We start from the raw sequence: 15,239 nt of genomic DNA, 5'->3' as shown, positions 1-15,239 counted from the left end.
TTGACCTGATCGGATTCAGCCATGCTTCGTCTTAGAAGGGAGTTGCTTGAAGTGATTTGTGCCTCCATAAGGTAAGGTGGATTCACTAGATCAGTTCTGCGATCAGCTCTTGAAGGGAATGATTTGTCCCGAGCGAACGGAGTCGCATTCCCGGTGGCAAAGGACGAGAGCATCGCGGGCCAATTGTCCGGAAAGAACATCTGGTTCTTGCCCGCTAAGGACGCTATTCGCAGCCGTTTGCAATTCTTCGGCGAAAGCAGACAAGGGGTCACCCCCGCCGGCAAGTTGGGGATGCTCCGTCCGTCCATCGGCGGTCAGAACCGTGAGGGGTATGCCATTGGAAGAATAAACCAAAGTGGCTTGTTCGAGATAGATTTCGTAGCCGTGAACGAAGGGACGTCCTTTCATGCAAATGGCTCCACTGGAGCAAGTCACTGCGGGTCCCTTGGGACCGTACAGATACGAAGTGGTCAGGTAGGTGACGGCTTCCCCTTCTTGGGTGCCGATAGCGAAGACGGCCTGAGGAACCCCGCAGGTCCAAGCAATGAAGTGGGTGTCGTGAATGTGCAGATCCACAGCCGGGCCACCGGTTTTGCTCGCATCGGCGATCTCTGCGGACCAATCCGGCTTGGAGATCACCCGCTGGAAGTGAGCGGCGAGAATCCGGCCATAACGTCCGGAACGGATTGCTTCCGCAGCGAAGCGGAATTCCGGGAAAAACGGCAATACATGCGCCACCATCAGAAGTTTGCCGGCTTGTCGGGCGGCGGCGACCATCGTGTCGGCTTGTTGGGGGGTCAGGGCGATAGCTTTTTCAACGAGCACATGTTTGCCGGCTTGGAGCGCCGCCAGCGCCATAGGAGCGTGCTGGTCGGTCACGGTACAGATGTCGACAAGGTCGATTTCCGGGTCCGCCAGCATCTCAGGGAATTGGGCGTAAGTTTTGACGCCGCTGAGGTCCACGAAGCCAGGCTCCGGCCCGAAATTTCCGCGTGTAGAGCGCCAATCGCCGGCGCGTTTGGCAGGGTCGCGGCTGCAAATGGCTGCCACTCGCGCTCCATGCAACCGTTGAGCCGCAAGATAATGGATCCGCCCCATGAAACCAATGCCCACAATCCCAATCCGCACCATAGTTCCATCTCCTAGGCGAGGGTGCAAGACATTCGCTGATGACTACAGCCCTGTTACCACTATCGACGGGACTTGAGATCGCCAGTCTTTCCCGCTCCCTAATAATGGGAATTTTCCTGTCATTCCTTCTGTTTGCCGAGGGAGGCTACCACTTTGTTCCCTGCAGGTGTTGCGCATTCCTTATACCGGGCATTTGGCAAATAGCGGTTTGCAGTGTATGATGTTATCGATGCCTCTGCGGTGTTCGTGCTTGAGCGCCCTACTATACGGCGAACCGACACAACCTGCCGAGGGAGCCTTCATTGAAGTCGGATGACGCTTGCAAGCCCGTCCACGTCTCCTGGACGTGATTGTAGCGGGATCCAAAACTCATCCGAGAGGTTCCCACTCTGATTTGGCGGGTTCCCGAAGTACGGCTCACACGGCACAGGTGGAGGCATCTTTTCTTTTTTCATTTTTTTCTTCTCGATTTCTTCTCGATGGGATCATTTTTCCACAACTTCCTGAATTATCAAGAGTTAGGTAGCATTTGTCAGTCTATTTTCTCACGCTAGTGACGGTAGAATGACAGTGGAATGCCAGGACATTGTCAGAAATGCGTCGTTCTAACTTGCTAAAGTCGTAGAATCTCGGAACACTGGGGATTGACAACCTCTCGCCAGCTTTTTCTCTGTTGACATCTTCGCCACAAACGGTATTTTTCTCCCCACATGCTTCATTGTTCCTGATCGAGGAAGTTCCCATGATGCCAGGCCATGCTCTCTTCGTCGGGACCATATCCCCTCTGCATGTGCCCATTGTGTTGCCCGCATGATGGCGGATCGCCCACTGCCGTGATTTTGGCGAGATGTCTGATGTCAGGTTTCGCCGCACGGAAGAAGGGTAAGGAACAGGATGTCTCAGGATAGTCCACCAGCAAGGTTGGTTCAGTCGCAATGGCTCCGGCATGGCGAGGCTATGCGGGAGATGAGCGGCTGAGGAATGGAAACACAAGGCGGACGGTGGAACAGGCCCCGTTATTTCCGCGCAAGGAGGCGACGGAAGGGGCGTCAGGATGACACCAGAGGCGGATAGCGCTTCCTCTGCCTCGCCACGGGTAGCCCCCCACTGTCGCCTGTGTCGGCCTGAGGCAGGATGCCAGAATAAACAGGCCCGGACTGGTCGGCCCGTCCACGGATGAGACGGGCCGACTGGTTTTTCTCCTCTCCTCATCTTTTGCGACTTCCTTTCCGCACGAGCGATGGCAGCTCGTGTTCTCTGTCCTTTGGCTGCAAAGCGGTAGAATGGCTATGAATTGCCCAGCGCCACAGCTTGAGCGCGGTCTCCTAACATAATCGTTGGTCTAGCCGGCGGATTGGTCGGCTCGGCCATCGCGGGGGACCGAGGTGGTGGAGCGTCTTGGGTGTTGAGGTTTGGCATTGTTTCCCCGCTTAGGACCGCACCGAGAAACCTATGAGTCACGATCACGATCAGCATCCTTTATTGCAGTTGGCGCAGCAGCGTGTCGTGATCTTGGACGGGGGGATGGGCACTAGCCTCCATCGTTACAAGCCAAAAGATGAAGATTGGGGCTGGTCGCCCAGCGGCAAGCATTTGATGAACCTGTCAGATGCCCTGGTTTACACCCACCCGGAATGGATTCGGGAAATCCACCGCGGCTTTCTGGCTGTGGGTTGCGACGGGATTGAGACGAATACCTTCAACTCCTCCCGGCTAGTTCTCGAAGAGTTCGGCATGGGCGAGAAACTGGAGGAGATCAATCGCCTCAACATCCGCTTGGCTAAGGAAGTGGCTGCGGAGTTCAGCACCCCGGACCGCCCGCGTTTTGTCATCGGTTCTGTCGGTCCTGGGACGCGGATGCCTTCGCTCATCGATCCGGCGATCCACGTGGACTTCGACACACTGGCCGATTCCTACCGACGGCAGTTGCAGATCATGATTGAGGAACGGGTCGATGCCATTCTCATCGAGACCTGTTTCGACATATTGCAGGCCAAATGCGTGGCAATCACGGCTTTAGAGGAGATGGAGAAAGCCGGGGTGCGCCTACCGCTGATGGTGCAGATCACGATTATTGACGAGCGGCAGAAGATGTTGCCCGGCACAGATGTACCCGCCGCTTTGGTGGCCTTGGAAGCGATTGAGGGAATCGATGTCATCGGCATGAATTGCGGCGTCGGTCCGGACTTGATGCATGACGGGATTCGCCATCTTAGCCGCCACTGCCGCAAGTTACTCAGCGTCTTGCCTAACGCAGGTTTGCCGGAGACCTGCGGGGGAGAAACCCATTTTCCCCTCCGCCCTGAACCGCTCGCCGAGTGGCTGGAACGCTTTGTGCGCGAGTATGGGGTCAACATTGTCGGCGGGTGTTGCGGTACGACCCATGAGCATTTGCGCGTCGTCGTGCAGCGCCTCGCCGGCTTGAAACCTCCGCCGCGACAGCCCGTTCCCATCGCTGCGGTTTCGAGTCTCCAGGGTGCCCAGGAATTGATGGTCGAGCCGCGCCCCCTCTATGTCGGCGAACGCACGAATACCAACGGCTCCCGCAAGTTCCGCGAACTCTTGGAAAAAGAGGACTGGAATGGCCTGGTCGAAATGGCCCGCGAACAGGAACGCGAAGGGGTGCATGTGCTCGATGTCTGTGTCGATTATGTCGGACGCGATGGCGTGCGGGACATGCGTGAAGTTATCCGGCGTTTCAATGCGGTGCTCAGCAAGCCGATCATGCTCGATAGCACGGAGCCGGATGTCATCGAGGCCGGTTTGAAATGCTGTTCGGGCAAGGCCATTATCAACTCCATCAATTTGGAGGATGGTCGTAAGTCGCTCGACCCAAAGGTCCGCCTGGCGAAGAAGTACGGGGCGGCCTTGGTGGCACTGACGATCGATGAGCGGGGCCAAGCGGACACGGCCCAATGGAAGTTGGACGTTGCTTCCCGCATCTATGACATTTGTGTCCGGGAATATGGCATCCCGCCGTCCGATCTGCTTTTCGATCCGCTCGTTTTTCCCGTGTCCACAGGTCAGGAACAGACGCGCAAGAGTGCGATCCACACTTTTGAAGCCATCCGCCTGATCAAGCAGAACCTCCCAGGGGCGCTCACCCACATCGGTTTGTCCAACTGTTCCTTTGGCTTAAGTCCCTACGCGCGGCAGGTACTCAACAGCGTCTATCTGCACTATGCGATCGAGTACGGTCTAGACTCGGCTATTTTGCATGCCGCCAAGATTCTCCCGCTCTCGGCGATCGATGAGCGCGGGCGGGAGTTGTGCCGCCGGCTCCTCTTTGACGAACGTGTCTTTGATGCGGCAGGCAACTGCATCGAAGACCCCTTGCAACTCCTCATCGAGCATTACGCGGGCAAGAAAGGGGAAGGGAAAAAGCAAGTTTCCCTCGGTGAAACGGTAGAAGAACGGTTGCGGCAAGCGATCATCCAAGGCCGGCGAGACACTTTGCAGGCGGACTTGGACGCCGCTATGCAGCGGTATTCGCCTTTGGACATCATCAACAACATTCTGCTAGAGGGCATGAAGGTAGTGGGCGATCTCTTCGGCAGCGGAAAGATGCAGTTGCCTTTTGTGCTGCAATCGGCCGAAGTCATGAAAGCCGCCGTGGCTTACCTGGAACCGTTCATGGAAAAAGTGACCGGGGCAGAGAAAGGGTCCATAGTTCTAGCCACGGTCAAAGGGGATGTCCACGACATTGGCAAGAATCTGGTCGATATCATCCTGAGCAATAACGGTTACAAGGTTTATAACCTGGGGATTAAGCAGCCGATCGATGCGATCATTGCTGCGTACCAGAATCACCGAGCGGATGCGATCGGCTTGAGCGGCTTGTTGGTCAAATCGACACTCGTCATGAAAGAGGACTTGCTCACGCTCAACGAGCGCGGTCTGACTCCGCCGGTGATCCTGGGCGGGGCGGCGCTAACACGCAAGTACGTGGAAGAGGACTTGCGATCTTTGTACAAAGGACCACTCTACTATGGGGAGGACGCCTTTGAAGGCTTGCGCATCATGGATGAGATCGTGGCGCGTAAGAAACTGGCTCGCGTGGGCAGTGTGGTGGTTCGGAGTGTAGCTGAAGCCGCGCAGACAGCCCAGCGGGACACAGCCCACTTTCACGCCGCTACGGGGGAAGAAGACCCATATTACATCTACGATCAACGTCTAGAGGAAGACACGGACCAACGATCCCTGGCCATTCGTCCCGCTCCCGATATCCCAGTGCCGCCGTTTTTGGGATCGCGGATTATCACGGATTTCAACCTGGGGCAGGTCTTTCAATATCTCAATGAGCTGACGTTATTCAGCACCCAATGGCAGTTTCGCAAAGGAGGAGTGCCACCAGCCGAGTACGCACGTATGATCGAGGAAGTCGCCCGTCCCAAACTCCGGCAGTTGCAGGCGTTGTGCATCGAAAAGGGTATCTTGCGACCCGCCGCCGTTTACGGCTATTTCCCAGCAGCGGGGGAAGGGAACCGCCTCATTATCTTCCGGGAGGATCAGACAACACCCTGGGTTCGCTTTACCTTCCCCCGCCAAAGGAAGGGGGACCGGATTTGCCTGAGCGATTATGTGGCGCCTACAGAGAACGGCCGGAGCGTCGATTATGTCGCCTTCATGGCGGTCACGATGGGATCGGAAGTCAGCCGGGTGGCCCAGCAATGGTACCAGCAAGGCCAGTATCAGGATTATCTTTATTTGCACGGACTGAGTGTGGAGGCGACCGAGGCCCTAGCTGAGTATGTCCACCGCAGGATCCGTCAGGAGTGGGGAATCGCTGGGCAGGATGCGAATGAAATCCGAAAGATCTTCAAAAAGCATTACCGGGGTTGCCGTTACTCCTTCGGTTATCCAGCCTGCCCGCGCTTGGACGATCAGGCCCTGTTGTTTGAACTGATTGATCCAACTCGCATCGGCATCACCCTGAGCGAGCAATTTCAACTCCACCCGGAGCAGAGCACAACAGCTCTAATCCTACATCATCCCCAAGCCAAGTATTTCAACGTCTGATCTTCTTCGGAACCGCTTCCATCCTGGAAGAGTGAATTGCTGCTTTCCCCTGTTATGGGAAGCGGGGGAATCACACCGGAGTAGCCCCGCCCCAAGAGCCATGTCATGTTGCGATCCGGGATGTTGGAATTGGGGCTGCGAGCGGGCTATAGATGGTGTACCATAGGACGCCTGCCGTCAAGGTCTTGGAAGAGTGACGGCGGAGAACAGGGCTGTATCCGCAGACATGAGGCCCACCGATGTCGCTTGCCAGAGTGTGCATGCCCCAGGGTTCAGGGTCGGGATCGCGTCAATCCACGGGTACGAGGGTGGTCATCATCGGCGCAGGGCCAGGAGGGTTAGCTGCCGCCCTACTTTTGGCCCGGGCTGGTGTTCAAGTCGATGTAGTAGAGCGGTTGCCGCGGGTAGGGGGGCGTTGCTCCTCAATTGAAATTGCGGGCTTTCGTTTCGATCTTGGCCCCACCTTCTTTCTATATCCCGGCGTGCTAGCCCGCATCTTCCGCCACATCGGAAGGGATTTATACGCCGAGGTTCCGATGGTCCGCTTGGACCCACAATACCGTATCTCCTTCGGAGCTGGCGGATACATCGACGCGACTCCCGACCTCGCCCGCCTGGAAGCGGAGTTGGCTCGTATCAGTTCTCAAGACGTGCCGCAAGTTCGGCGCTTCCTGGAGGACAATCGCCCCAAGTTCGCTGCTTTCCGGCCCTGCTTGGAAATGCCCTTCTTGAGTTGGCGGGATGTTTTCCGCTGGCGTATGGCCCGCCTCTTGCCCCAACTTCAACCCTGGAAGTCGCTCGATAAACTCCTCCAGGATTACTTCGTCGATCCCCGCTTGCGCCTGGCCTTTTCCTTTCAGTCCAAGTATCTGGGAATGTCGCCGTTCCAGTGTCCTAGTTTGTTCTCCATATTATCGTTTCTGGAGTACGAATACGGGGTGTGGCATCCATTGGGCGGCTGCTCGGCGGTAAGCGAGACGATGGCGCGTATTGCCCAAGAGATGGGGGTTCGTTTCCACCTGGGCGAGGCGGTAGAGGAGTTGATCCTGGACGGGCGTCGGGTGCGGGGCGTGCGCACGAAAGTGCGAGACATTGCGGCAGACGCTGTAGTCCTTAACGCTGATTTTGCTCATGCGATTACCCGCTTGGTGCCGGACCGATTGCGTCGGCGCTGGAGCAACCGGCGTATCGAACGCAAGAAATTCTCTTGTTCCACCTTTATGCTCTATCTGGGAGTCCAAGGCTGTTATACCCACTTGCCGCACCATACGATTCACTGCGCAGCAGACTATGGGCGCAATTTGGCTGACATCGAACAGCGACATGCTCTTTCAGACGAACCGTCCTTTTACGTGCAAAATGCGTGTGTCACGGATCCTTCTTTAGCGCCGCCGGGTTATAGTACACTTTACGTCCTGGTTCCTGTCTCCCACCAGCATCCCAACATCGATTGGTCCCGTGAAGCTCTGCCATTCCGCGCGCGAGTGTTGCAGCAGTTGGCCCGCATCGGGTTGGAAGGACTGGAGCGGCGGATTGTCGTCGAAAAAATGGTGACTCCCGCGGACTGGGAGCAGCATTACGCTATCTATCGCGGGGCGACCTTCAATTTGGCTCACACCTGGTCTCAGATGTTGCACCTGCGACCCCGCAATCGCTTTGAAGAGCTGGATGGGTTGTACCTGGTCGGCGGAGGCACTCATCCGGGCAGCGGCTTACCGGTGATTTATGAGTCGGCCCGTATCAGCACGCGCCTGTTGCTGGAGGACTTGGGATTGGAGAGCGGCTGGTTGGGTCTTCCTGGTGCCGATGACGAAACGAATGATCCTCTTTTGCAAACGCCGCCGTTAGGCTTTCGCCCAGGTGGTTTTTGTTCCCCCCAAAGGGATAAAACCGGCGCCATCGAACTCTCCCCCACAGCGGATTCCCCTACCGTAGCGATACCCCAGTGATTACACTTGAACGTTACTCCAGGGATGGCACGTGGGTGTGACCCCAGGGATTGACCGGTACGCCCACCGTTTGAACAACGTCGAGTCCGGTCCAGGGTCTGGGTAGAAAGGAGGCCGAAAGTGAATGCGAATGGGACGGGACAGGTCGGGGTGATCGGCGGCGGTTTGGGAGGCTTGGCGGCGGCCTGCACGCTGGCAGCACGAGGTTATCGTGTGATTCTGTTCGAGAAGAGCACTTGGCTAGGAGGCAAGGCAGCGGTTCTGCAAGCTCAAGGCTTCCGCTTCGATATGGGGCCGACCATACTGACCCTGCCCGGCGTACTGCGGCGGATCTTCCAAGAAGCAGGACGTTCGGTGGAAGATTACTTATCCCTCATTCGGCTGGATCCGCAATGGCGCTGCTTTTTTGCGGACGGTAGTATGCTGGACTTGTGGGAAAACGTCGACGAAATGGCGGGAGCTTTGGAGCGATTCGCTGCCAATCGTCAAGCAGCCAGCGGATATCGCGCGTTTCTTCAATTTGCGGAAAGACTGCATCGTATCTCGGAGCGTTACTACTTCTGGCGGCCTATTGGCGGGATGCGCGACATGCTGGACCTCAAATTCGGAGGTTCTCCAGCGATCCTCTGGGATGTGTTGCGTATGCGGATGGGTTACTCCGTAGCCTCCACGGTGCGCCACTACAATCAGGACCCGCGAGTCGCCCAGATGTTCGACCATTTCACGCAATATGTAGGTTCCAATCCCGAAGCCTCCCCCGCGGTGTTGTGCGGAATTGCGAGCATGCAAGTTCAGGAAGGGGTCTGGTATCCCCGCGGTGGGATTCGGGCGGTGGCGGAAGCATTGATCCGTTTGGCCCAAGAACTGGGCGTGGAGCTGCGCACCTCGACGGGGGTTCGCCGCATCTTGGTGGAGAATCGGAGCCGCCGCGTTCAAGGAATAGAAACGGAAAGTGGGGAACAGGTCGCGTTGTCCGCCGTTGTTTCCAACGCTGACAGTGTGCGGACGCATCGGGAATTGCTGGCCTCGACGGCCCCGGAAGCGGTGCGGCGCTTCGAGCGGCGGCGCCCGTATGAACCAGCATGTTCCGGTGTGGTTCTGTTCTTAGGTTTGCGGCAGGCATACGATCACCTTCAGCACCACAACTTCGTTTTTTCCCGTGATCCTCACGAGGAGTTCGAGGCGATTTACAAGCGCGGCGAACCGGCCCCGGACCCCACATGCTATTTGGCAGCTCCGGCACGGACCGATGCCACAGTGGCTCCTCCCGGCGGAGAAGCATTGTATGTGCTAGTCCACACCCCATACCTACGCCCCCATCACGATTGGAAGCGGATGTTCCCGGACTATCGGCGCGCTATCCTTCAGAAACTCAAGACGACGGGGCAAATGCCGGATATCGAAGAGCGTATCGTCTGGGAATCCCACTTAACCCCCCAAGATATTCACGAACGGTATCATGTACTTCAAGGGGCGATCTACGGCCTGGCTAGCCATGGTCTGTGGGGTGGAGCCTTCAAGCCATCCAATCGCTCGCCGGATATTCGTGGCTTGTATCTGGCGGGTGGGGCCGCTCATCCCGGTCCGGGTATGCCCATGGTCCTGATGTCCGGCTGGATCGCTGCCGATGCCCTCGATCATGATGGGGTGGCACGGAAAGCTATGGTGCGTCCCGCTGCAACATCCCCAACTTTTGCCGCGTCGTAAGCCATGACTGTCGGGTCCGCTGCCATCCGCGATCAAGCTCCATCCCGCCTCCGGGAACCTCCCCGGCGCTGGCAGTGGCTGATCCGAGGCTTCCGCCGTTATGTCCGCCGCTACCTCGCCCGACATTTTCACGCGGTTCGGCTATCCCGCTCCGGCAGCCCTCTTCCCATGGATAGCTCGTTACCCCTGCTTGTGGTGTTGAATCATCCCTCCTGGTGGGACCCTCTGATCGGGGTGTTTTTGAGCGGCTTGCTTCCCCAATACGAACATTTTGCCTTCATCGATGCCAAGGCCTTAGGACGATACCGCTTCCTGAGCCGATTGGGTTTTCTCGGCATTGAGTTAGACACATATCGCGGGGCAGCAGACTTTTTGCGTTATGGAATTAGCCTCCTCTCGCGGCCCGGACATGCGGTGTGGGTGACAGCCCAAGGGCGATTCGCCGATGTTCGGACACGCCCCTTGACGTTGGAGCCTGGTGTAGGCCATTTGGCGGCGCGACTGAATCAGGGGCTGATTCTACCCGTGGCTCTGGAATATCCCTTTTGGACAGAACGCACGCCGGAAGCACTGATCCGCATCGGGACACCTTTAGCCATCGAGTCGGCCCCTTCTGGCCGTTCTGCCCAAGAGTGGACGGAGATCATCACGAAAGCCTTGGAGCAGACGATGGACGCTTTAGCGGCGGAAGCCATCCGCCAGCAAGCGGAGCGCTTTGCGACCCTTCTGAGCGGGCGGACGGGGGTGGGTGGTTGGTACGAATCCTGGCAAAGGGTGCGGGCTTTCTTCAAGGGGGAGACTTATAGACCGGAACATGCCTCAATCATGCATCGAGAAGATTCTGGCTCAGTATCTTGATCGGGTTGGTATCGGGGATGGAAAGGTGTCTTGGTCCACCGTGATTACAGGCACGGCGGTCACAGGAACAGACAGCCCGGTGGACCTCCGAGGTTCTCATTCCTAGGCCACTCCTCTCTTCTGAACTGAAGCGCATGACGATCGTTGCCATTTTCTGTCTCGCTTGTGCTCTCCTACCTACCGTGATGTATTTGCTCAATCGGCCTCAGTTTCACCCCCCACCTGAAGGAGAGGTCGGAGAGAGTAACGCCGCCGCCCCTGCGGTTTCCGTCCTGATCCCTGCACGTAATGAAGAGCATAACATCGTGGAATGTGTCCGCAGCGTCCTAGCGTCCCGCGGTGTGATTCTCGAGGTGGTGGTTCTCGATGATCAGTCAAGTGATGGCACGGCTGACCTCGTGGAGAAACTAGCTCAAGAGGATGAGCGGGTGCGGTTGATCCAGGGTATGCCCTTGCCGGAGGGGTGGTGTGGAAAGCAGCATGCCTGTTATCAATTGGCCCAGCAAGGCCGGTATGAATATCTGGCCTTTCTCGATGCCGATGTCCGCCTTCACCCGGATGCGCTTCTGCGGATGATCCGGTTTCTCGAAACTCGTGGTGCAGCTTTGGTGAGCGGCTTCCCGCGGCAAATCACGGTGACCTGGTTGGAAAAGCTGCTTCTGCCCTTGATCCACTTCATTCTTCTTGGATTTCTCCCCCTGGGGATGATGCGGCGCCGGCGTTGGGTGGGGCTGGGAGCAGGATGCGGCCAATGGTTTGTCACAACGCAAAAGGCTTATCACGTTGTCGGCGGCCATGCAAGCATTCGCCAGTCACGCCATGACGGCCTGACCTTACCCCGTGCCTATCGGCGCCATGGTTTTCTTACGGATATTGCCGACGCAACCGCTCTGGCCTGGTGCCGCATGTATCGCTCTGCTCGGGAAGTCTGGAATGGGCTGGCAAAAAACGCCCGCGAAGGTATGGCTAGCTCCTCTCAGATCGGCTTCTGGACGATAGTGCTCTTTTGTGGCCAGGTCGTGCCATTTCTGGCTTTGCTTGTGTGGCCATTGCTCTACAGCTTCCCGCTCGCTGAGGACACCGCCAGCCAAGAGTCGGCTGCTCTGTCTTTTTTACTCTGGGGAATCGCCGCTGTGGCCGCGCTAGGAGTCCGAGGGGATAGTGCAATCCGATTCCGCCACAGCTGGGAAAGTGTGGTGTTTCATCCTTTGGCCATCACTCTTTTATTGGCCATCCAGTGGTATGCCTTTTTACTGGCTTTGATTGGCCGTCCCATCGGTTGGAAAGGCCGCACCTCCGCATAAAAACCTCCGCCCGCAAAGGAGAGAGAACAAGTATCGCCCCCAACTAGAGCCATTGCTATCTGCTGCTTCTGGACGGGACGCAAGCTGAGGCGGATGTGGGACCGTGGCTTCATTACGAACACCTTAGGTGGCAGTTGAGCTGCATTCTCAGATTGGTCCAAGCGGTAGAATGGGACTGTCCGAAGTCAAATCCTGTGGCGCCGCGAGAGGTCACACACATGGTAGAATTGGATGGTTCGGTTGGCGAAGGGGGTGGTCAAATTGTCCGCTCAGCGTTGACCTTGGCGTTGATGACGGGCCAACCTTTCAAATTGGTCAACATCCGTTCAGGACGAAGTCGGCCGGGGTTGCAACCGCAGCATGTGACTTGTGTCAAGGCCGCCGCCGAAGTGGGGCGCGCGCGTTTCAAAGGGGGTGAGGTTGGTTCAACTACACTTTATTTTGAACCGCATCAGGTCCAAGCGGGTCAATATCGCTGGGATATCCGCACTGCAGGGGCGGTCTCGCTGGTCTTGCAAACGATCTATTTACCTTTGCTGTTGCGAACGACCCAGCCCAGTGAAGTGGTGATCACTGGAGGGACCCACGTTCCCAATGCACCCTGCGTGCATTTTTTGCAGCTCACTTGGTCGGCATATCTCCTACGCATGGGATTGAAGGTGGCTGTGGAATTGGTGCGTCCCGGTTTCTATCCCCGTGGCGGCGGCCAAATACGCGTCCTCTTGGAGCCGGCTCCCGCCGTCCTTCCCCTGCAGTTGCTGGATTGTCCGCATCTCGACACAGCCACCGTTTGGAGTGCTTGTGCTGGACTGCCTCGTTCCGTTGCCGAACGTCAGGCTCAACGGCTCAAAGAGCGGTTGCATGCCGAAAGTCTGAAAACAGTGGTGCAAGTGGAACAGTGGCAAGCATTATCTCCCGGTACAATGGCCGCTGTCGTTTTCCGGCAGACGCCCGTGCCCACCCTCTTCTTTGCCCTCGGCGAGCGAGGGAAACCTGCGGAAGCCGTCGCGGACGAGGCGGCGGAAGAGGCCCTTGCCTTCCTTCATTCCCAAGCCCCAGTGGATCCGCATTCCGCCGATCAATTACTGCTTCCGCTCGCCTTCAGCCAGCAATCCAGCGCCTTTCGCACCTCCACGATCACCCGGCATCTCGTAACCAATGCGCATGTTGTGCGTACTTTCTTGCCCATCTCCATAAATCTCCAGGGTGAGGAAGGGACTTCCGGTATTGTGCACATAGGCAGCGTGCTATAATGCCGTAAATACCGGGTTAGCCATCCTGCTCTCTCGGACAAAAATTTATGGATCCGCCGAAGGAATTACATCAGTTGGAAAGGCCGGAACGCCGGGTCGAGTCCTTATTGACCTCTACGGAGATTGTAGCTCAGATTGCCCAGATTGTACCCTGTACGGAGGCGGAGGGACCGGGGCGGCGGTTTGCCGTTTGGTTTCAGGGATGCCCCCTGCGTTGCCCCGGTTGTTGTAACCCGGATTTTTTGCCGTTCGCTGGTGGAAAACCAATGACCGTGACGGAAATCCTCGAACTGTTGGACAGCAGCCGCCTGCAACACCAGTTGGAAGGAATTACATTATTGGGGGGCGAACCTACGGCCCAACCTCTCGCGGCAGCCGCAATTGCACGAGGAGCTTGGGAACGAGGGCTAACGGTCTTGCTCTTCAGCGGCTTTACCTTGGAACAATTGCGGGAAAAACAAGACCCAGCCATCCACAACTTGCTTGCCCACACCGATATTTTGGTCGATGGTCCCTATGATCGTGATCAGCCGGAGACGCAGCGCCGCTGGATAGGTTCCGCGAACCAACGGGTCCATTTTTTGACCTCGCGCTGCGCATGGGATGAACGCTGGTTCCAGAAGAACACCCTGGAAATTCGCGTACGTGGCCGGGAAATTATCGTCAATGGGTATCCCGCCGCCAGTACGCGGATCATCCGAAGATGGCAAAAGAATCGCAACTAGGTTTTCTAGCCCTTGATACAGTGAGAGACGGTATTGTGTTATGAATATGATGGATGTACCACGAAAAAACCTGCGCGTGGGGGTCACACCCTTCGAGAATGAATTGCTGTGCAATGCCAAAAAGCTTTTCCTAATCAGTAAGGCCTCGTCGCCCCACACACAGAATTGGGATTATCATTCCTCGCCGCAGCAAGAGTTGTCCGCAAACGCCGACCGATTACTCAAGACAATCCTGGCCAAAGGCACTGTCGAGTTTCTGGTGAAAGCGAGCGAAGGTTGGCACGAATCCTTTCTCCAACACGGCCAAGAAAAGTCCGGTCGATTGTGGGAACGCCATCCTCTCGCTGAACGGACCCTTCACTTCTCCCACAATACGCTCCGTCTTCTCATTTGGTGGACTTCGACGGATCCGAAGATTGCGCAAGCCATGAGGGAACCGCCCGTCGATGTCAAGTCCCTAACCCCCGCGGACGAGTTTGTTGTCTGGCGCATTGCCGATTGTGTCCAAACTGCCCACAGCCACCGATCCGAGTCGTTTAAAAAGCTATGCTCCTTCCGGGCCTTTCATTCCAATCCATGGATCTGGCTTTCCATGCCGCATATGTTGAGGACTGAAATCTCTAAGCATTCCCTATCCCAATTGGATGACATGCCTTGGTATGCTAAGGCGAATCTGGTGGACAGCCCATCATTTGCTCGTTGTTTTCAAGGATTACGCTCTGTTTTCCTCGAAGCATTGCAGAACCACCTTTTTCAGCGTCTCGTGAAGGACTTTCCTCTAAACACAGAAGACGTGGAAGAGTTGGTACAACGGAACGTAGCCACCTACTTGATCTATCGCCAATTCCTGCTCGATGCGGAGCAAGCCGGTCGCCCCGATCTCGCCTTGTTTCTGTTGCGAGCCGTGGCGAGGCTGACTCCCGCTTTTACCCAACTTCAGGACAGGCGGCAAAACAACGTAAAGATAGATGAACAAATCGGTAGATTACGTACTGTACAGGAACGTATGAAAGCCCGACAGGCCTTGATAGCTCCACTCACTTTGATCAATATCCTTCACCGCTGGACGCTACACTACCGTAATATTGGATATTGGGATGAAGACTACCGCATAGCACAATGGTGGTTGCGGCAATGGGAAGAACATCGGGGAGATGAACTGGTCGGGCGTGTGCATGTATCCAGAGCCAACCTAACTTGCTCGACCCCGCTAGCCGAATCGGACCGGACTAGCGAGTGCGAGTGAATTGTGGAGGAGACTCTGCGTCCGCGGAGACAAATCTCTAAGTTGCA

9 protein-coding genes are annotated in these 15,239 nt (G+C 56.7%); 8 read left to right on the top strand and 1 reads right to left on the bottom strand.

Annotation, left to right across the window (positions count from 1 at the left end; genetic code table 11):
• Positions 1-102: 102 nt before the first annotated feature.
• Positions 103-1,131 carry a Gfo/Idh/MocA family protein gene (locus H0921_RS02885; RefSeq protein ID WP_194536498.1) on the bottom strand — a complete coding sequence of 343 codons (1,029 nt, stop codon included), beginning with the start codon at positions 1,129-1,131 and terminating at the stop codon, positions 103-105.
• A gap of 1,452 nt (positions 1,132-2,583) precedes the next feature.
• Here H0921_RS02885 and metH point away from each other — a divergent pair.
• The 8 genes from metH to H0921_RS02845 all read left to right on the top strand — a co-directional run bounded on the left by metH (position 2,584) and on the right by H0921_RS02845 (position 15,192).
• Positions 2,584-6,150, top strand: a complete 3,567-nt coding sequence (gene metH, locus H0921_RS02880; protein WP_194536497.1) for a methionine synthase — start codon at positions 2,584-2,586, stop codon at positions 6,148-6,150.
• Between the two features lie 260 nt (positions 6,151-6,410).
• Positions 6,411-8,099: a phytoene desaturase family protein gene (gene crtI / locus H0921_RS02875; protein ID WP_194536672.1), complete on the top strand. Its 1,689-nt coding sequence runs from the start codon at positions 6,411-6,413 to the stop codon at positions 8,097-8,099.
• A gap of 120 nt (positions 8,100-8,219) precedes the next feature.
• Complete coding sequence (locus H0921_RS02870) at positions 8,220-9,806, top strand: phytoene desaturase family protein (protein ID WP_194536496.1); 1,587 nt, start codon at positions 8,220-8,222, stop codon at positions 9,804-9,806.
• Between the two features lie 3 nt (positions 9,807-9,809).
• Positions 9,810-10,664, top strand: coding sequence for a lysophospholipid acyltransferase family protein (locus tag H0921_RS02865; RefSeq protein ID WP_194536495.1), 855 nt, complete (start codon positions 9,810-9,812; stop codon positions 10,662-10,664).
• A 134-nt stretch (positions 10,665-10,798) separates the two neighbouring features.
• Positions 10,799-11,968 carry a glycosyltransferase family 2 protein gene (locus H0921_RS02860; RefSeq protein WP_194536494.1) on the top strand — a complete coding sequence of 390 codons (1,170 nt, stop codon included), beginning with the start codon at positions 10,799-10,801 and terminating at the stop codon, positions 11,966-11,968.
• A 218-nt stretch (positions 11,969-12,186) separates the two neighbouring features.
• A complete protein-coding gene (rtcA, locus tag H0921_RS02855; RefSeq protein WP_194536493.1) occupies positions 12,187-13,221 on the top strand; it encodes an RNA 3'-terminal phosphate cyclase in 1,035 nt (344 codons plus the stop codon).
• A gap of 47 nt (positions 13,222-13,268) precedes the next feature.
• Positions 13,269-13,946 carry a 4Fe-4S single cluster domain-containing protein gene (locus H0921_RS02850; protein WP_194536492.1) on the top strand — a complete coding sequence of 226 codons (678 nt, stop codon included), beginning with the start codon at positions 13,269-13,271 and terminating at the stop codon, positions 13,944-13,946.
• A 40-nt stretch (positions 13,947-13,986) separates the two neighbouring features.
• A complete protein-coding gene (locus H0921_RS02845) occupies positions 13,987-15,192 on the top strand; it encodes a hypothetical protein (protein WP_194536491.1) in 1,206 nt (401 codons plus the stop codon).
• The last annotated feature ends 47 nt before the right edge of the window (positions 15,193-15,239 follow it).

This window comes from Thermogemmata fonticola (assembly GCF_013694095.1).
Lineage (GTDB): Bacteria > Planctomycetota > Planctomycetia > Gemmatales > Gemmataceae > Thermogemmata > Thermogemmata fonticola.
This window is presented reverse-complemented; position numbering and strand designations above follow the sequence as displayed.